The 19,066-nt window shown below is 40.9% G+C and carries 16 protein-coding genes and 2 pseudogenes; 7 read left to right on the forward strand and 11 right to left on the reverse strand.

Translation table 11 applies throughout. From position 1 onward, the window contains the following. A partial coding sequence (locus tag GBI16_RS14790; RefSeq protein ID WP_228267847.1) for a subtype B tannase occupies window positions 1–1,548 on the forward strand: 1,548 nt, incomplete at its 5' end. Window positions 1,549–1,698: 150 nt separating this feature from the next. On the opposite strand, the gene GBI16_RS14795 is transcribed toward GBI16_RS14790, so the two are convergent. Then, a complete protein-coding gene (locus GBI16_RS14795; protein ID WP_151707342.1) occupies window positions 1,699–2,982 on the reverse strand; it encodes a gallate dioxygenase in 1,284 nt (427 codons plus the stop codon). 119 nt (window positions 2,983–3,101) lie between these two features. On the opposite strand from GBI16_RS14795, the gene GBI16_RS14800 reads away from it, so the two are divergent. Further along, on the forward strand, window positions 3,102–4,022 hold the full coding sequence (locus tag GBI16_RS14800) for a LysR family transcriptional regulator (protein ID WP_151707343.1): 921 nt from the start codon (window positions 3,102–3,104) through the stop codon (window positions 4,020–4,022). Between the two features lie 754 nt (window positions 4,023–4,776). Here GBI16_RS14800 and GBI16_RS14805 read toward each other — a convergent pair. Then, window positions 4,777–5,234 (reverse strand): annotated as a pseudogene (locus GBI16_RS14805) (ISNCY family transposase); the annotation flags it as partial. Between the two features lie 88 nt (window positions 5,235–5,322). Here GBI16_RS14805 and istA point away from each other — a divergent pair. Both istA and istB read left to right on the forward strand, forming a co-directional pair. Beyond that, window positions 5,323–6,342, forward strand: a complete 1,020-nt coding sequence (gene istA / locus GBI16_RS14810; protein ID WP_151707344.1) for an IS21-like element ISAba8 family transposase — start codon at window positions 5,323–5,325, stop codon at window positions 6,340–6,342. Continuing rightward, on the forward strand, window positions 6,342–7,115 hold the full coding sequence (istB, locus tag GBI16_RS14815; RefSeq protein WP_120371317.1) for an IS21-like element ISAba8 family helper ATPase IstB: 774 nt from the start codon (window positions 6,342–6,344) through the stop codon (window positions 7,113–7,115). Before istA ends, istB begins: the two co-directional genes overlap by 1 nt. 38 nt (window positions 7,116–7,153) lie before the next feature. Here istB and GBI16_RS14820 read toward each other — a convergent pair. Both GBI16_RS14820 and GBI16_RS14825 read right to left on the reverse strand, forming a co-directional pair. Then, a pseudogene (locus tag GBI16_RS14820) lies at window positions 7,154–7,828 on the reverse strand (HipA domain-containing protein); the annotation flags it as partial. Next, window positions 7,825–8,043 (reverse strand): helix-turn-helix transcriptional regulator, encoded by a 219-nt coding sequence (locus tag GBI16_RS14825; RefSeq protein WP_227556977.1) that lies wholly within the window; start codon window positions 8,041–8,043, stop codon window positions 7,825–7,827. The gene GBI16_RS14825 and the pseudogene GBI16_RS14820, both read right to left, overlap by 4 nt. A 41-nt stretch (window positions 8,044–8,084) precedes the next feature. On the opposite strand from GBI16_RS14825, the gene GBI16_RS14830 reads away from it, so the two are divergent. Beyond that, complete coding sequence (locus GBI16_RS14830) at window positions 8,085–9,017, forward strand: IS5-like element ISAba40 family transposase (protein ID WP_151707346.1); 933 nt, start codon at window positions 8,085–8,087, stop codon at window positions 9,015–9,017. A 29-nt stretch (window positions 9,018–9,046) separates the two neighbouring features. Here GBI16_RS14830 and GBI16_RS14840 read toward each other — a convergent pair whose 3' ends face one another. From GBI16_RS14840 to GBI16_RS14860, 5 genes are all read right to left on the reverse strand, one after another. Further along, a complete protein-coding gene (locus tag GBI16_RS14840; RefSeq protein WP_151707347.1) occupies window positions 9,047–9,988 on the reverse strand; it encodes a helix-turn-helix domain-containing protein in 942 nt (313 codons plus the stop codon). Between the two features lie 125 nt (window positions 9,989–10,113). Beyond that, window positions 10,114–10,893 (reverse strand): type 1 glutamine amidotransferase, encoded by a 780-nt coding sequence (locus GBI16_RS14845; protein WP_371864997.1) that lies wholly within the window; start codon window positions 10,891–10,893, stop codon window positions 10,114–10,116. Window positions 10,894–11,054: 161 nt separating this feature from the next. Beyond that, window positions 11,055–12,380, reverse strand: a complete 1,326-nt coding sequence (locus GBI16_RS14850) for an ammonium transporter (RefSeq protein WP_151707349.1) — start codon at window positions 12,378–12,380, stop codon at window positions 11,055–11,057. Beyond that, on the reverse strand, window positions 12,377–13,240 hold the full coding sequence (locus GBI16_RS14855; protein ID WP_151707350.1) for a cytochrome c oxidase assembly protein: 864 nt from the start codon (window positions 13,238–13,240) through the stop codon (window positions 12,377–12,379). Before GBI16_RS14855 ends, GBI16_RS14850 begins: the two co-directional genes overlap by 4 nt. Before the next feature lie 55 nt (window positions 13,241–13,295). Continuing rightward, window positions 13,296–15,254: a primary-amine oxidase gene (locus tag GBI16_RS14860; protein WP_151707351.1), complete on the reverse strand. Its 1,959-nt coding sequence runs from the start codon at window positions 15,252–15,254 to the stop codon at window positions 13,296–13,298. Window positions 15,255–15,475: 221 nt separating this feature from the next. Here GBI16_RS14860 and GBI16_RS14865 point away from each other — a divergent pair, with 221 nt between their 5' ends. Next, the gene (locus GBI16_RS14865; protein ID WP_151707352.1) at window positions 15,476–16,495 is read left to right on the forward strand and encodes an NAD(P)-dependent alcohol dehydrogenase; all 1,020 of its coding nucleotides are present in this window, start codon (window positions 15,476–15,478) and stop codon (window positions 16,493–16,495) included. Between the two features lie 145 nt (window positions 16,496–16,640). After that, a complete protein-coding gene (locus GBI16_RS14870; protein ID WP_004637176.1) occupies window positions 16,641–17,573 on the forward strand; it encodes an IS5-like element ISAha1 family transposase in 933 nt (310 codons plus the stop codon). A gap of 103 nt (window positions 17,574–17,676) precedes the next feature. Here the strand turns inward: GBI16_RS14870 and GBI16_RS18960 are convergent, their stop codons facing one another. After that, on the reverse strand, window positions 17,677–18,027 hold the full coding sequence (locus tag GBI16_RS18960) for an ATP-binding protein (RefSeq protein WP_308463954.1): 351 nt from the start codon (window positions 18,025–18,027) through the stop codon (window positions 17,677–17,679). Window positions 18,028–18,036: 9 nt separating this feature from the next. Further along, window positions 18,037–19,044, reverse strand: a complete 1,008-nt coding sequence (locus GBI16_RS14875) for a histidine kinase dimerization/phospho-acceptor domain-containing protein (protein ID WP_228267849.1) — start codon at window positions 19,042–19,044, stop codon at window positions 18,037–18,039. Between the last annotated feature and the right edge of the window lie 22 nt (window positions 19,045–19,066).

Genomic DNA, 19,066 nt, shown 5'->3' on the forward strand with positions numbered 1-19,066 from the left:
GCATTGAGCTCTGCAACGCTAATACATGCAGAAACACAACCAATTTCTTTGAAATTTGATCAGCAGAATTTCACAATCAAAACAATCAATGTGAATGGTTCTACACTTAAAGTACATGCCTATGAAGGCATTACTTATGTTGCCAATCCTGTTGATAAAAAATATCAAAGCATCAATATTTATATTCCTGAAGCCTATTTTGAGGGCCAATCCATCAATGGCTATAATGCCCAAAATGCGCCTATTTTTCTGCCAAATCAGGTGGGCGGGTATATGCCAGCAGAACCCGGCACGTTGGAGGAAAGACGCCCACTGATGATGAAAAATCCAAATGGGGCAGCCCCATCGGATTTACCTAAAGGGAAACCACCTGAAGGGATGTCTGGAATGGATCAATCTCAAAAGCAGCAACGTCCCAACACGATTGTCAGTGCTCTAGCGCATGGTTATGTAGTCGCTTCACCTGGAGCACGTGGTCGCACATTGCAAAATGCCCAAGGACAATATACAGGTAAAGCACCGGCTGCAATTGTGGACTTAAAGGCTGCTGTTCGTTATCTCAAGTTGAACGATTCTATAATGCCGGGTGATGCCAACAAGATTATTTCAAATGGTACCAGTGCAGGAGGAGCACTTTCTGTATTACTCGGAGCTACGGGGGATGCTAAAGATTATGAACCGTATCTCAAACAATTAGGGGCTGCTCAAAATAGCGACAAAATATTTGCAAGTTCCGCTTATGCGGCTATTACCAATCTAGAGCATGCAGATGCTGCTTACGAATGGCAATTGGCGAATGTACATCAGTATAAAAAAATTGATATCAGCATGTTGGATTATAAAGTTCAACGCAAAGAGCAAGCAGGGACTTTAACAGCCAATCAAATTCAGGTATCTCAAGATTTAAAACAATTGTTCCCTACGTACTTAAACAGTTTAAAGCTAAAAAATAAGCAAGGGCAATTACTGCAACTTGATGCAAAGGGCAATGGTAGCTTTAAAGACTATATTCAATCGCTGTTGATTCAATCTGCACAGACCGCCTTGGATCAAGGTGAAGATTTAAGCTCGTTGAAGTGGCTTACAATTGAAAATAAAAAAATCGCCAAAATTGACTATGATGCTTATCTGCAATATTTAGGACGACAAAAATTACCACCAGCTTTTGATGCCTTAGATTTATCATCGGGTGAAAATGATGAGTTTGGAACAGCAAGCATCGCTGCGCAACATTTCACGGCATATGCACTGCAACATCGAACTCAAACAGATAGCACGATGGCAGATCCTAAAATTATTGCCATGATGAACCCCATGCACTATATCGGGACTCATCAAGCGAGTACTGCCAAATATTGGCGAATTCGACAGGGCACACTGGATAAGGATACGAGTTTTGCCATTCCAGCAATGCTAGCAACCAGCCTTGCGAATCAAGGCAATTCAGTGGATTTCTCTCTGGCTTGGAATCAACCTCATGGTGGAGACTATGACCTGAATGAGTTATTTAACTGGATAGATCAAATTGCACATCCATCTATGCCATAAATTTTTCTGAACAATTAGATCGTGTTCGCGACTCATTTAGGTGAATGCGATCTTATCTATGCAATCTTTGGACAAAAAAACAGCCTTTAGGACTGCGCTGTCGCATAAAGGCTGATCAAGGGTAAATCTATTTATCTGTGTGTACGCTAGTTATTCAGCTTTATCCATTGCTTTTGCTTGTGCACCACCCGCAACTGAATATGTAATTGGAACTTTACGCGTTGCCAAGAACTGTTCCAGAGTTTCTCCACGGAATGATGCATAGACTTGCGGGTTCGGTACACCCAACACAGCTGCCATTTTCTCTAAAACAAAGAAACTCACACCTCTACGAATCATTTCAATCCATTTTCGTTCACGAATCAGATTTTTCTCTTCATCGTCTAAGCCGCGCTCATTGGCAAGGGCTTCGAAGTCGGTTAAAAATCGTGAACGATGTTGCGGAAGCACCAAATCATGTAAGAAGGCATTAATGCGTAAATTGGCATGGCTCACTGCATGCGTTAGAGGATAAGTCCCTTTAAGCAGTTCAGCCCCTTGTAATTCATAGTCCAAATGCTGACGATACGCCTCAATTTCATCTGGTGTTGCCGCTTCACCTAAATCTTCAAACACTAGCGTGGCAATATTGGTGACCGATGGCGCATAGTTTTGTTTGTGAATCAGTTTGACATTGTCTGATAATGCACCACGCATAATCAGCCACATCACTACTTCCGCACCTTCCCAACCACCTTTTTCAGCAAATTCAGCAATACGCATATTGGCTAATTTTTCAGGTTGTTTTTCTAACAAGTCAAGGAATTCAGCATCCCATTCTTCGTTCAGAAATCCTGCACGTTCGCCGTGTACCTGATGAGAAAGCCCGCCAGTTGCCATGATTGCGACATTTAAATCTTCAGGATAACTTTCAATCGCTTTACGCAAGGTTTTGCCCATTTTCCACATACGCTTGGCACTTGGAATAGGAAATTGCAACACACCGACTTGTAATGGAACAACTTGACCCGACCATGGACCTTGCTCATCACCAAGCATAGAAAGTGGCGATAAAAAACCATGATCGACCGCTTTGCCTTGAAAGAAAGACATATCAAATTCATCTGCAACCAAAGCTTTTGCAATATGTTGTGATAAACCTAAATGTCCATGCGCAGGAGTGACTGCACGCGGACCACCACCTTCATCCGCAGCAACATACAGGTCATCAATACCAAGGGTAAATGCTGAATAATGATCAAAAAAGAATGAGGTGACATGGTCATTGTAAATGGTAAATAAAACATCGATTTTCTTTTCATTTATCCAATTTCGGATGACGTCAAAACCTTCAAAAATAGGTTTCCACGCAGGATCTTGATGTTTACCCGTATCTTTTGCAAAGCCAATGGTGGGAGAATGTGAAGCGCCGATACCGCCAATAATACGTGCCATGAAATTTTCCTTTTTCAGTGCGTCAATCGCAATGCTGTTCCCATCATTTTAATTATTGCTGCTTGGGGAACAACTAGCTAAAATGAGATTTATCGTTCAAAAAAATGAACAATTCAGTTATGAAATGGAATTTAGATGATATCCCCGTGTTTCTTGCCATTATTGAGCGAGGGGGAATTTCTGCCGCTGCGAATACCTTAGGAATGCCTAAATCTACAGTCAGTACAACTCTAACGCGTTTAGAGCAAGATTTGGGTTTACGTTTAATTGATCGTTCTTCACGTAGTTTACGCATTACTGCCGAAGGTGAAGTTTTTTACCGTCAGGCGCAGCAGATCATGGAGCAGGCGCTTGCAACAGATTCTCTTATGGCTGATTTAGGGAGTGTCGCAAAAGGACGTTTGAAAGTCGCTCTTCCACCCGCATTTAGTGAAGAGTTTGTGGCGTCTCATTTATTAGACTTTCACCAGCAACACCCTGAAATTGATTTGGAAATTGTCATCACCAGTCAAGGTGCAGAATTAATCCGTGATCAGGTGGATATTGCCGTTGTGGTGGGAGAGCTTGAAGACAGTGAGTTGGTTTCCTTGCCATTAATTCGGGGGCAATTGATTTGGGTAAGTAGTCCAGAATGGTTAGCTCAAAATAGATTACCTGAATCACTCGATGAATTAAGAACATTGGTTCAGATTTGTGAAAGCCGATATGCATTGCGCCGTTTACCTGTCTATTTCGACAAGGACATCCATTACCTAGACTTATCGTATGGTGTCATACGGGTGAATCATCCACTTATTGTGCGTAGAATGCTCATGTTAGGTGGGGGAATTTCAATGTTGCCGCAGCATTATTGTGTCAAACAACTGGCTGAAAAAAGTCTGATTCAAATTTTACCGCATATCCGCCTTGAACTCGCTAGCTCGCAACTTACAGCAATTTATCCTAGTCGACGTTTAATCTCTCCTCGTATACGGGTTTTTCTAGATTTTTTAACTAAGATTTGTCAAAACTTTACCTCTTCTGGGAAATATTCTACTTAGATCTTTATTTGCAACAGAGCCTAATTTAAAGCTTATTTTCAATGTCTAGGATACTGGGAGCAGTCTAAGAGTATGAAAAAGCCTATTTCAATCGGGCTATGTGTGTCTAAATTTTTGGTGGCTATTCAATTAACGGCATTATGAAGGTCTATTTTTATACTATTCACATAGAAATGTTTCTCCAGCTTTGAAGATGGTTATAGATACGCTCAAAATTGAAGGTTCAAACACAAACTTTTCAGAGTGAAATAGAAATCACTTAAGTCATTGAATAGTGGTCAGGGAATGGAAAAGATGAAGTTATTGTTAGGTATAAATTATTTAACATAATCTCTATTATTCAAAATGCGGCGGTAAGCCCAAAATAGAAATGTCCGGTTGATCCTAGACAGTGTTGTTGCCAGCCAATCCCTCTAAATCCTTAAAATATTTCTGTTCAAAAGCTTCTGGGCTTAATCAACCATTTCTCCAAAGTAAAAATGTCCGCTTTTAGAATATGCGCATTTGCAATTTTCTTAGCAGACGGTTTGATGTGTTGGATAAAGAAGTTAAATAATTGTCGGCCTTACAAGACATTGTAATTCCTTGCAATTAATAGTGATCAGTATCTCAAGTTTTATCCAGTCCATGATGTTGATGTGCATCATAGACCAGACATTTTTATTGGTGAGAATACAGACACTTTAAATGGGTTCTAATAGTGTGTGTTATTCCCAAGTAGAAATGTCCTACCTAATAACTAAATAGAAATGTCCTATACAGGCATTTCCAAGTCAAGCACAGGATTTAGATTTCGCTGTTGAATAGCTGTCTTCTGTGCACGTCTACTTGGCTCTTTTGAGAACGATTCCGTTGGTTATGCTGTTCCAATTCTTCATGCTGCTGTTGAATATGTGCCAGCACGGAACCCAAACGTTTATTCTCAACAATCTCTCGCTGGTTAAGCTGACTTAATTTATCGAAGATGCTATAGGTGATCTTTCTCCCTTGATATTCAATGGCTACAGTCCCATCTGGATATTCTAGGAACTCAATATATTTGCCGATCAGCTTTTGATTTTCTTCTGTACTTTCCAGTATATATACGCATTTATCATACGTAATGGTCAGGCTGTTGGTGACTCTACGTGGCTCACGCCAAGTAAAAATATCATCTAATTCCTCAGGGGTTTCAGTGACACTCCGGTGTAGATCCTTGGGATTAAAGGCTATTGTTAGCGGCAGTGTAAAAATGACCCCCTAATGGCATTTAAAAACTGACCCCCTTGGTTAATATAGCGGTCATTTTGGACTGCTCAACATGTTAACTTTGGAGCAAGCAGTGACAATCCAAATACTTCATCAGCAAGGTAAATCTATTAAAGCCATTACTCGTGAACTGGGGGTGTCCAGAAATACCGTACGTAAATATTTACGGCAAAACACCACACCTCAGTATCAGCGTATACAGCCTAGAATAAGTATCCTTGACCCATATAAACCCTATTTACTCCAACGTGTAAACGCAGCTCATCCTGAATGGATTCCTGCTGTTGTGCTCTACCAGGAAATTTTAGGGTTGGGATATCCAGGAAAGATCAGGATCTTGAGGGAATATCTTGCAACATTAAAACCAGTTGCTAAACCGGAACCGATCATTCGTTTTGAAACCCAACCTGGCCAACAAATGCAGGTAGATTTCACGACAATTCGACGCAACAACACGACTTTAAAAGCCTTTGTCGCAACATTAGGCTATTCCAGAGCGACTTTCGTGAAATTTTATGATCATGAACGTACCGATGCATGGATCGATGGTCTAGAAAATGCATTTCAGTTCTTTGCAGGAGTACCTCAAGAAATCCTGTTTGATAACGCTAAAACGATCATGATTGAACGGGATGCCTATCAGGAGGGGCAGCATAAATGGAATCCCAAACTGCTCGACTGCGTCAAGAAATACAGCTTTCGTCCTCGCGTATGTAAGCCCTACCGTGCACAGACCAAAGGCAAAGTTGAACGCTTTAATGGATACCTCAAATCAAGCTTTATTGTGCCATTGAAAGCAAGCCTGAAGACTTCGGGTTTACTGTTAGATGTTGATGTCGCCAATGCCCACATTGGCCGGTGGCTGCATGAAACCGCCAATCAGCGGATTCATGCCACCACGCAAGAAAAACCGGCTGTTCGACTGCAACAGGAGCAGCAAAAATTTACGCCATTACCGCAATCAGATACAGGTTCTGGCACTGTACCTGTTGCAGTAGCACAGCATGTCATGCCCTACGAGGGTTTGCAGCATCCCTTATCTGTATATGACCAGTTGCTGGGAGTTTCCTGATGAATCTGCAATACGACCGTATAGAGCAGCTTTGCCAAAAGCTCAATCTGCCTGCCATCGCATCACAATGGTCACATCATGCACAACAAACATTAGGTCAGGATGGAAGTTATGCCGACTTTGTTGAAGCGATCTTGACGCATGAATATGCTGCCAGGCAACAGCGCAGTCAGCAGGTACTGATGAAACTCTCAGGCCTGCCTCAAATCAAAACGCTGGAAGGTTACGATTTTAATTATGCACTGGGTGCTCCCAAATCACAGGTGGTCGAGTTGTTCAACCTGAGCTTTATCCCGAGAGCAGAAAATGTGGTGTTTCTGGGGGCTAGCGGAGTAGGAAAAACGCACTTATCTATGGCATTAGGCTATAAGGCCATCATGAACAACATTAAGATCAAGTTCATTACCGCAGCGGATTTAATGCTGCAACTGAGTACAGCCTATCAGCAAGGTAAACTGAAAACCTATATGCAACGTGCGGTACTAGGACCAAAGTTACTGATTATCGATGAAATTGGTTATTTACCGTTTGGACGTGAAGAAGCGAATCTGTTCTTTAATGTGATTGCCAAGCGTTATGAAAAAGGCAGTACGATATTGACGAGTAACTTACCCTTTAGCCAGTGGTCCAAATCCTTTGCAGATGATGTCACGTTGACCGCTGCGATGTTAGATCGGTTATTGCATCACTGTCATGTGGTACAAATATCGGGTGAGAGTTATCGTTTGAAGGATAAAAAAAGAATAGGGATTCAGCCTCAGGTTGAAACTTAATACGAGATCAAAGGGGTCAATTTTAGAATGCCGTTGACACCGTCACTGGTTTTATCAAACCGTTCTACCACATAGGTTTCTAAATTTTCGGACAAGTATGTTTTGGGTGGCTCAAGTCCACAATGCTGCGCCGCTTGCATACAGACAAACTCATTGACGGTAAGCAATGGAAATTCAGCATCAAAGGACTTTACAATCAAATCCCTCTGATGAACTGTTCTATCTGTTTGAACAGTATTCGCATTCGGAATGCTCACTTTGGGTTGCATCCCAGCCAATGAAGTCCTGAGATAGTATTTATCTAAAAGTTGTGGGAAAAGGGGCTCTTTACTACGGTAGGATAGAATGTCACTTAAGTTCAAAGATTCAGTTTCTGGTAAATTTAACTTACTTTGATAAGAAAGTATTCCAACGCCTTGATCACCTTGTAGTGCCAATAAGTAGATGTCATTGACTTTAGCGTATCTGGTTAGCTTTTCAATAATCAACCGTCGATTAAAGCCTTCTGGTAAGTTCTGAGCAAAGATTGGATGTAATGCACTAGAAGAATAACCATCTATGCCTCGTTGAGTCATGGTGAGTGACACATGTCGTGTTTCTTGTGTCGGCTGATAGTGATGAGTGGAACCATAGGTCAATACGCCTAATTCAGTTTGATTGGCACGCACCATGATATTGGTGATTTTGGCAGGAAGATTGGTTTGAATATTCATTCATCCTCCTCAGCAAACATATCTTCAATCTCATCCCAATGAGGCAGCAAATGTCGCTTTGGCGATACATCAAACTGTAGACCGACTGCATCAAGTACACGTTCAAAGATGTCAAAAGAACCTGTAAATCTCCCATTCTCGATCTCAGAGATTGTAGTTTTATTGATTCGAATCAATTCGGATAGTTTTTGCTGTGTATAGCGGCTTTGTTGCACAAACCTACCGATAAAGCCTTATTCCGCAATATAATTCGCAAATGAATAAGCCTACACCTAAAATTTATCGTACAAGCAATTGGTCATCCTACAATCGTGCTCTGATAAATCGAGGAAATCTCTCAATTTGGTTTGATCCCAAAACTCAATGGTATGCTCAACCCAAAGGCAAACATGGACGAAATCAAACTTATTCTGACACAGCGATTCAATGCTGTCTGATGATCAAATCCCTATTTCGATTGTCTTTACGTATGGTCACTGGCTTTGTTCAAAGTCTCATTCATCTCTGCAGATTAGATTGGACAGCCCCAGATTATTCCACTCTCTGTAGAAGACAAAAGTATCTTGATATTGCAATTAACTATCAAAAAAACAGTAATGGTCTCCACCTACTCGTCGATTCTACTGGTTTAAAGTTTCTAGGTGAAGGTGAATGGAAACGAAAGAAACATCAGCCTGAATATCGCCGCCAATGGCATAAATTACATATTGGTATCGATGCTGAAACCCTTCAAATACGGGCAGTTCAGCTCAGCACTAACAATGTGAGTGATTCGCAGGTACTTGGTGATTTACTTGATCAGATTCCACAAGATGAGCAGATTGACTCCGTATATACCGATGGGGCTTATGACACAAAACAATGCCGTCAAGTAATTTCGGATCGGCAAGCACATGCAGTGATTCCACCTAGGAAAAATGCAAAGCCTTGGAAAGATACAAAGATTTGCTCGTTAGAGCGAAATGAGCTGCTTCGAACAGTTAAGCATTTAGGAAGAAGCATTTGGAAAAAATGGTCAGGTTATCACCGGCGAAGTTTGGTTGAAACTAAGATGCATTGCATCAAATTATTAGGGGATAAACTCAGTGCGAGAAACTTTCAAAGCCAAGTCAATGAAATACATACACGTGTGGCAATCTTAAATAAGTTTACGGAATTAGGCCGACCTCAAACCCGAATTGTAACTTAAATTTGGATCTTTTAGGGGAGCTCTATCTTTCAAGCCTTTGTGCAACAAAGCCGTTGAGAAGGAATACGACCAAATAACTTCTTATATTCCCGACCAAAGTGGCTGCTATGAGAAAAACCATATTGATGCGCTAAGTCAGTGATTAACGACTTGCTTCTTTGTTGGTGAATAAGACGGTCTGCGGCATTTAAACGGATTGCACGAATATATTTATTGGGTGACATGCCTGTGGTTTTTTCAAAGGCATAGTGCAGCGAACGATGTGGAATTTGCAGTTCCTGACATAGTTCTAATACCGTTAAATGATGGTCACTTTCCAACACTCTTTCATACACATATTGCACGATATGGTGGTGGTTACTGCCCAAATCTTTGATGGTTAAAATATCGTCATCACATTCAAAATAATGTAGCACCAGATCGGTAATTTCATCCTGAAGGTGTTGTTGTGTTTGCAAGGTTGGTAAGGTATGCATTGTCGTGTACTGATTTAATAAGTGAATACATTTCTCACTGAGTCGTTTCGAGATCTGAGCGTTCCATACAATGCCGCAACCGAAGCGTTTTTTTAGAATTTTTTCCATATCTTGATGAATTAAGCGCTTTTCTAAAATAGATTGATCTAAAGAAATCACAATATAGTCGGTATTGGGGGGAGTGCAGAAGAAAAACTCATGTTCAGAGGGCAGTAATGTCGCACCATTAGCACATAAGGTATGGGTAGGCAGATGGCTTTTTTCAGGAATCAGATGGATTGGAATCAGAATATTAATCGTATTGAGGGGTGTTTTGGTGCATTGTGCTACACGACAGTTCATTTGTTCACGAAAGATACGTACGCCATAAAAATTTAAGTCTTGTAAACGACTTTGAAAAACCAACTCTGAAAGCTGATTATACTCTTGCTCCCAAAAATCGAGCGCTTTAGCATGATAAATGATGTCATCAAATGGTTGATCCTTGATGTACATGGTTGCGCTCCAGTCTTTGCACTATCCTTATGCAAATCTGAGCAAATTTTGTACCAATATGGTGTGGGACTGAATAACTTTTTACGATGATCAGCATTGATTAAACCGAATGACATGTTCATCGCTCATGCCATGACTGCCTGTGTTTTTATGAGGGGGTTGATAGGTATGTTGCTGTGTTCTATCACATAGTCAATTGCTCGATTTAAAAGCGCTTGCCCTGCATGATATTGCTCGGGTGGAACATTTAATGTTTTTGCGACAGGTTCGACAAAAGGCCCTTGGTATTTGGCAAGATCTTCATGCAGTGAGTCAAAGAACATCTGTAAGGTGGTCATCGTCACTTCAGGGTGAAATTGGAAGCCAATCACATGTTTGTGATATTGGAAGATTTGATTTTGGCATACCTCATTTTGGGCAAGATGAATGGCATGTTCAGGAAGAGTAAATGTTTCGGAATGCCATTCTAAGACGGTGAAGGTTGGTGGAATGGTAAAGCAGTCTGATTGTTGCGGTGAGGTTGCATACACTTCACGCCAGCCACGTTCTTTTTCTGGGTTGATTTTGACTGTTGCACCGAGTGATTTTGCAATCAGTTGTGCGCCCAGACATAAACCAATAACGGGTTTTCCTGCATCAATGTAGCGCTTAATCCATGCGATTTCTGTACGTAACCATGGAAAACTATCGTCATCATTGACACTCATTGTTCCCCCCATAACAATGAGCAAATCAACGTCTTCAAGATCGGGCAGAGCACCGAGCTCAAGCGCAGTATTTGGAGGAAGTGCATAAAAGGCTGTGGTTGTGATTTTGGCGCGGTAGTGTTGAATTAAATATTCCTCACAGCTTCCTAAGTCTTCACCTTCAATATGTTGGAAATAGTGTACGTTAAGTGTTTGCATCAAGATAACCTTATATCGTTTGACGTTGATATCAGCTAAATTAAGCTGTAAATACCTGCGGTAATATCACAAATTGGCAGATTGCATGATCAAAGAATATGAGCAAATGACATCATCAAAATACCGCCTGATGGATGATTGAACTCAGGCGGTTAAACGGTTTAATTGTTGTAGGCATTTTCATTGTAATGGGCAATGTCGAGTCCCATTTCTTCATCACTATCGCTGGCACGTAAGCCAATGGTTTTATCCAGTATTTTTAGAATAAGCCAACTGATACTGGTGCAATAGATAATGGTAAAGATCACACTTAAGAACTGTGCCCAAAGTTGTTTGGCCATATTGAAATCTGCAACATTACCGCCCAAATCTGGAGAAGCAAAAATGCCGGTGAGCATGGCACCCACAATGCCTCCAATACCATGTAAACCAAATACATCGACACTATCATCATAACCAAATTTGTGTTTGATGGTGGTCACAGCGTAATAGCAACAAATTGCGGTAATGAAACCGATGCAAATTGCACCCATTGCCCCTACAAAGGCACAGGCAGGGGTAATACCAACCAATCCCGCCAATGCCCCAGATGCGGCACCCAATGCACTGGGCTTTTTACGATGCAACATTTCGACGACGACCCAACCCATAATGCCTGCACAAGCAGCAACTTGCGTACAGAACATGATGGTGCCGACATTTTCATTGACCGTTAAACCTGAACCAATGTTAAAGCCAAACCAGCACACCCATAAAATGCCTGCACCTGTTAATGCCAGTGTGACATTGTGTGGTGGCATGGCGACTTTTAGGTAGCCCTTGCGTTTACCGACCATAATTGAGGCAACCAGTGCCGCAAGTCCTGCATTCATGTGAACGGCAGTTCCCCCTGCAAAATCTAGTGCGCCCCAATTGTGCATTAAGGCACCCGGCCCACCCCAGACCATGTGAAACATTGGAATAAAGCAGAACGTAAACCAAATAATTAAAAACAGCAGGCTGGCGGAAAATTTCATCCGTTCGGCAAATCCACCAATGACAATTGCAGGGGTAATGATGGCAAAGGTCATGAGGAAAAAGATCAGTACACCATCGGGAATGGCCAGTTCGTTGACGTGTGCAAGATTAATCCCATTTAAAAAGATCTTATCGAACGTACCAATAAAGCTATGTAAATTATATTTGCCTTCAACCATTCCTGTGGTATCTACAGCAAGGCTATAGCCGTAGACCACCCATAAAACACCAATAAATCCTGCGCTAATGAACATTTGTGCAAAAATAGACAGTACATTTTTACTGCGGATAAATCCACCGTAAAACATTGCCAGTCCGGGAATGCACATCAGCATGACAAACATTCCTGCAACCATGACCCATACAGTATTTCCTTTATCAAGGGTTGTGTTAGCTGCATCTGCTTGTGTTAAGAAGAGCAAACTTATAATGCATATAGCTGCTCTAAAGCATTGACCAAGTTTATTCATGCAACCTCCTTATTGAGTGGTGATGAAGATCGAAATTGAAAAAATGTATGGCGTCTTTTGAGGTCCATAGACAGAAAGAGAAGGCTGGCCATACATAAAATGAGTCCACCGATCATCTGATCATGTTGCTCGGAAAGTTGAGGCATCAGTTGTGCAAATGTTTGCATGTGTTCATGGTGCAGCAGTGCTTCTGGCATGGCATAGAGTGGTGGCAGCAACATGAGTGCCAGACCAATCAAGGCTTGGGGGAGCAGCATCAGCAGATTGAAGTTTTGGTAATTCAAACCTGCAATATTTTTATAATGGTTAAAGGTTTGCATGGTTTGACACAACAAAATACCGGTTAATGCCATTCCCCATTTCATTGCGCTATACAGCAATGCATCTTGCATTAAACGTAAATGTAAGGCAGGTAAAATCCACATGAAACTCATCAGGTTGAATGCCACAATACTGAAAATGAGTAAACGAGTAGTTGTGGCAGACGGCTGACTTGGATAAGTCGTTGCATTTGGGGGCAAGGTCACCAATAAGACAAAGGGAATGAGATGATGAATCAAACTACTTTGTAAACAATGCAACCAAACTGAATGACGTGCGATGCTATCGGTCAGTGGATGCATGCTGATTAAAAATAACAGTGCCGTGAGGGAAAGAATGAACGGATGCTGCTGCCATTTTTGTCGTTTTAAAATGAAAAAAACAATGAACAATACAATCAAGACCAGATCAATGCTGTTAGACAGTGTCCAAAAACTTGTACTGAGATCGACATGATGCGGATCAAGTTGATGTGATTGTGCAACATGAATTTGTTGCTCCATCATCATATGGTCATTTGTCATTTCTGAATGATTCATAGCACCTCCTAAAAACGGTAACGCGTGTGATCATTACCGTTTTGCTGGTTATGGTTTAGGTGTTTTTATGACAGCAATGCGATGCACCATCTTGGACACTGGCATGGTCTTTACCCGCTGGTAAATCCATCGCAGGGTTTAATTCGAAGAAATTATTAGGCTGTAATTTAAAGCCGACATACTGCACAGGCATGACTGGGAAATCTTCTGGTTTACAGATATGGGTATGCCCAAAGGTATGCCAAACAACAAGATCGGTGTTTTCAATCGGGCGGTTTTGTTGTACCCATACTGGCAAGCCATCGCCATAGTTTTGGTTTGGATATTCGCCAGAACCATAGCGTTCTTTTTCTGCATAAGGTGTCACCCAAAGGTGTTTTTGAGCGAAACCAGCACGGCGACCAATGGAGCTATTTGGATGAGCCAAAATAATCGGGTTGTGCTCAGCAACTAATTTATAACCGGGATGATTGCCGACATGGTTTTTGACATTTGGGTTAATGATTTTCCAGAAACGTCCGGTTGCACCATTGGCTTCTCGGCAGGCTTCCAATTCGTTTTTAAATGTTTGGCTGACTGTTTTAAACAGATTGCCACGAACATTATGTTCATCCATAGGTAAAGGCAATGCTTCAGTTTCAGTCACTGAGTTATGATCACCATCGACTTGCATGTGTAAACGTGCGCTAAAGAAGTGTTGGTGAGTTGGGCCATAAATCTCTGGGGTGACTTTGCCGCCGTTTGGTGTTTGTCCCGGTGTAATGGCAGAGGTTTGAATAATCCCGGTTAATTTTGCTTCGAGTTGAATGGTGCCATCTTGATATAAATACCAATAGAAACCATAGTCATAATTGGCAACGGTACAGAAGAAACTAATCACTAAGCGACGTGAGCGACGGACTTCAAATACACCTGTACGGAACTCATAGTGTTTCCACATGGTGCCGTAATCTTCTTCGTGCATACAAATGGCATTTTTCATGACAAAGGTGTTGCCGAAATCGTCACAGCTTGGAATATCAAAATAACGAATGGCACCTAAACAGTCACAGCCCAATTCCAGTTGGTTGGCAAGACGGCCCAAACCATATTCACCACCATCAAATGCACATTTCCAGTAATGGTTGGCAACGTCATCTGAATACGGTACGCCCATATCGGTCACACTGGCACGGTAGATAATGGGACGGACTTTGCCTTTGTCATTATAGCCCAATTGATGGATGACCAAGCCTTCACGTGGGGTAAAGCCAACACGGAACTCCCAGTTCTGCCAAGACACTTTCCAGTTGTCATCCACGGTGAAACTGACACCTTCGGGTTGCACAATATGTAAGGGTTTTAAATCTTGACGCGGTTGACCTAAAGATGGGGTGTCGTAATTGAGTTCGGCTTGTGGAATCGGTATGTGTGTACCATCATCAATTAGTTCAATCACTTTGCGTTCATTGATATCTACAATAGCAACCAAGCCTTCGAGTGGATGTGCATAGCCATTGTCCGTCAGTTTCTTACGGTAAAATGCCACACCACGCATTAAGCGACGACCTTTGTATTTTTCATCATCGCCCCAGTGCCCAAACGACCACGGATCAATCTGGATATTTTGAATATCTTCATCGGTTAAGCCACGTTTTTTAACTGCAGCAATCCAGTAAGAGTCTTCTTGTACAATTTTAACCAGATCATCAAATTCCTCGATCATTAACGGGGCTTGACCATTCTTGTCGGTATCGAGTTGTTCCCAACTGCAAATGCTTTGTGTCTCTAAATTCACAATCGCTTCAAAGGTATCGCCTGTACTTTTATCTAAAATGACGGCAAAGGCTTCGCGTGGGCAAGCGGTGCCAGATTGTTCAAAGGCTGCAATGGCTTGTTTGGATGGCTCATTGAGTTGTAAAAGCGGAAAACGATGATATTTGCCTAAGTTTTTTTGAATTTTCAAAATGCTACTAGCAAGCGTGAGTTCGGCTTCAGTGAGTAAATCCAATGGATGTTTGGCAGGTGTGCTCATGGCAAAATGTCCTTTTAACAAATTGAAGATGACGGTAAGACACAACAGGTTGGGCTGTATCCATGACATTGCTTAAATTCAAAATAAGGACGAATGCAAAATGCGAATATCACAAAATGGCAAGAATGATAGCGCAATTTTTTTTGCCATTCTGTGATAGATGCAGAGGGCTAAAACGCTTTATAACCCAAAGAAAGTCAATGGATTTCAAGGAAAAAAATATGGGTAACAACCTTATTCAAGCTTATGCTGCCATGCACGCTTCACAAGAATTAGTCCCTTACCAATTTGATGCGGGGGAATTATTAGCACATGAAGTTGAAATACAGGTTGAATATTGTGGGCTATGCCACTCTGATATTTCGATCATTCAGGATGATTGGCATGTATCACAATATCCTGTTATTGCTGGGCATGAGGTGATTGGTCGGGTCGTGCGCTTAGGTTCTCTGGCAAAAGGTGTGGAGATTGGGCAACGTGTTGGTTTAGGTTGGACGGCTGAAACTTGTGAGCACTGCATGTCGTGTTTGCAGGGGGAGCGTGTATTTTGTCGTGATTTAAAACCGACGATTGTTGGGCATGCTGGTGGGTTTGCAAATAAGGTACGTGCTGCATGGCAATGGGTGATTCCTTTACCTGAACAACTTGATCCAGTGAGTGCAGGGCCCTTACTTTGTGGTGGGGTCACTGTATTTCACCCTTTGATACAACATAAAATTCAGGCAATACATCGTGTCGGTGTGATTGGTATTGGGGGGTTAGGTCATATTGCTTTAAAATTATTAAAAGCATGGGGATGTGAGATCACGGCTTTTAGTTCAAATCTGAATAAGTCCTCAGACCTTATACAATTGGGGGCAGATCGAGTGATGAATTCGCTAGATTATGATTCCATGCGTACACATCATGGGCAATTTGATCTCATTTTAAGTACCGTGAATATTGGTTTAGACTGGAATGAATATTTAGCGTTGCTGGCACCACATGGCGCTTTTCATTTTGTGGGTGCAGTTATGATGCCAGCTTCAATTGAACCTGCGACATTAATTGCCAAAGCTGTTCAGGTGACGGGTTCAGATACGGGTACACCGGCCACTTTACAACAATTGTTAGCATTTGCCAGTCGATGTCAAATTCAACCACAAGTTGAGGTTTTTCCAATGTCACAGATTAATCAGGCAATCAAACGCTTGAAATCTGGTGAAGTACGCTATCGAATTGTATTAGAGGCAGATTTTTAATTGTTCTCCAGCCCGTAAAATAACCTTAATATTGATTTCCCCTGCTACAACAAATTTTACGTCAGTAGCTTATACACCTTCAATTTAGATGGGCTTTGTTGCACAAACCTATCTCTAAAGGCTTATTCCACAATATAATTCTCAAATGAATAAGCCCACACCTAAAATCTATCGTACAACCAATTGGTCTTCTTATAACAGTGCATTAATAAATCGAGGAAATCTCTCAATTTGGTTTGATCCCAAGACTCAATGGTACGCTCAACCCAAAGGTAAACATGGTCGAAATCAAACTTATTCAGATACAGCCATCCAATGCTGTTTAATGATCAAATCCTTATTTCGTCTTTCTTTACGCATGGTCACTGGCTTTGTGCAAAGTCTCATTCATCTTTGTAGATTAGATTGGACAGCACCAGACTATTCCACCATCTGCAGAAGACAAAAGCATATTGATATTGCAATTAACTATCAAAAAAGCAGTAATGGTCTCCAGCTACTCGTCGATTCTACTGGCTTAAAGTTTCTAGGCGAAGGTGAATGGAAGCGTAAGAAACACCAACCTGAATATCGTCGCCAATGGCGTAAACTTCATATTGGTATAGATGCTGAAACCCTTCAAATACGCGCTATTCAACTCACTACAAATAATGTGAGTGATTCACAAGTGCTTGGTGATTTACTCGATCAGATTCCACAAGATGAGCAGATTGACTCTGTCTATACTGATGGGGCTTATGACACCAAGCAATGCCGTCAAGTAATTGCAGACCGACAAGCACATGCGGTGATTCCGCCAAGAAAAAATGCGAAACCTTGGAAAGATACAAAGACCAGCTCGCTAGAGCGAAATGAATTACTTCGAACAGTTAAACGTTTAGGAAGAACAATATGGAAAAATTGGTCAGGCTATCATCGCAGAAGTCTGATAGAAACCAAGATGCATTGCATCAAATTATTAGGCGATAAACTCCGTGCGAGAAACTTTCAAAGCCAAGTCAATGAGATTCATGCACGTGTGGCCGTATTAAATAAATTTACAGATTTAGGCCGACCTCACACCCAAGTTGCCACTTAAATTTAGATAACTTGGAAGAAGTTTAGCTTTTGAATGTTTGTGCAACAAAGCCAGCTAAAAGTGTCAACACACCCTAATTAAAAAAGTTGTAATTATACTTACCTCATGCAGATTTAAAGCAAATAATAACTTTTAATCCTTGCAAATATTCTGATGAATCAAGTTGCATTGAAGCATTAATTGACTCTACAGCTGACTGAACTATCGATAATCCCAATCCACTTCCAAAGGCTTGATTTTGAGTTTCACGTAGTCTAACAAAACGTTGTAATACATCCTCATGCCTATCTTCTGGGATGCCTGGTCCACTATCGTGGATTTCCATATTCACATTGTGCCCCTTACTCGAAATAATAATCCATACCTGACCTAATTTTGGACTATATTTCACGGCATTATCGAGGAGATTAATAAGGATACTCTCTAAAGATGACTGAATAGCAAGTATTCGTATATTCTCGCACTAAGAGTCTAACTTCACTTGGATATCTACACATTTATAACGTGCATTTACAAGAACTTGGGAAACACACTGACGTACATAATCAATTAAGATTAGCTGTTGCAAAGTTTCATTTTGTGGGATTTCTTGATGAGCTAATGACATTAGTTGACCTACTAAATGTGTCATACGCTTTAAGCTCAAATTTAGATCAAGAATATTTTCATTATATATAGCAGTATTCGGTTTTGATTTGATCAATAGTTCTGTTTGAAGGCTCAAAGCAGTTAAAGGCGTTCTCAACTCATGAGCTGCGTTGGCAATAAAAATATGCTGTTGTTTTTGTGCCACTTCTATCCGTGAAAATAAGGAATTAAGCTCATTTATAGCTGGCTGAATTTCAATAGGTAATTCATTTATTTTGATTTCTGATAAATCATCATAATCACGTTGTGCAAATGCCATTCTTAATTGTTCTAATGGCCTTAAATGAAAACGAATGAGCCAGTAAATAACAAAAATACTAAGAGGCATCAAAATCATATAAGGAATTAGCATATTAAAGGCCAATTCTTGTGCCAAATTTTTACGCACAATGATAGGCTGGCTAATTTGGATTTGTTTTGTCGGCATTGGTAGAACGTAAATTTTTATAATGCCACGTGATGAATCTTTAGTTACAAACTGAGGCTGTTCAACTTTATTAATAATATAATCATATTGTTGACTAATAAGAGGAAGGGATTTGATATCTGTAATATCTATAAATGTGTCCCGCTCACCGTATCTCTTATTGTGATCAAAAACTGATTTAACATTCGTTCGCTCTTCCTTAGACAAAAAATTAGCCATCTCAATCATTTGTTCATCAATAATTTCCTCTGACTCTTCCAGTGCAATATTGTAAGCAGCAATTGCAATTAATATCAGCAATATTAAGCTAAGCACGGTTACACTCAAAATCATTCGAAAACTGAGAGCTTGACTTTTATAGCAATGAATTAATTTATCTATTTGAATAAATTTCATTTAATAATCAGACTCTATACAG

The sequence above is a fragment of the Acinetobacter sp. TUM15064 genome (genome assembly GCF_008980265.1).
Taxonomy (GTDB): domain Bacteria; phylum Pseudomonadota; class Gammaproteobacteria; order Pseudomonadales; family Moraxellaceae; genus Acinetobacter.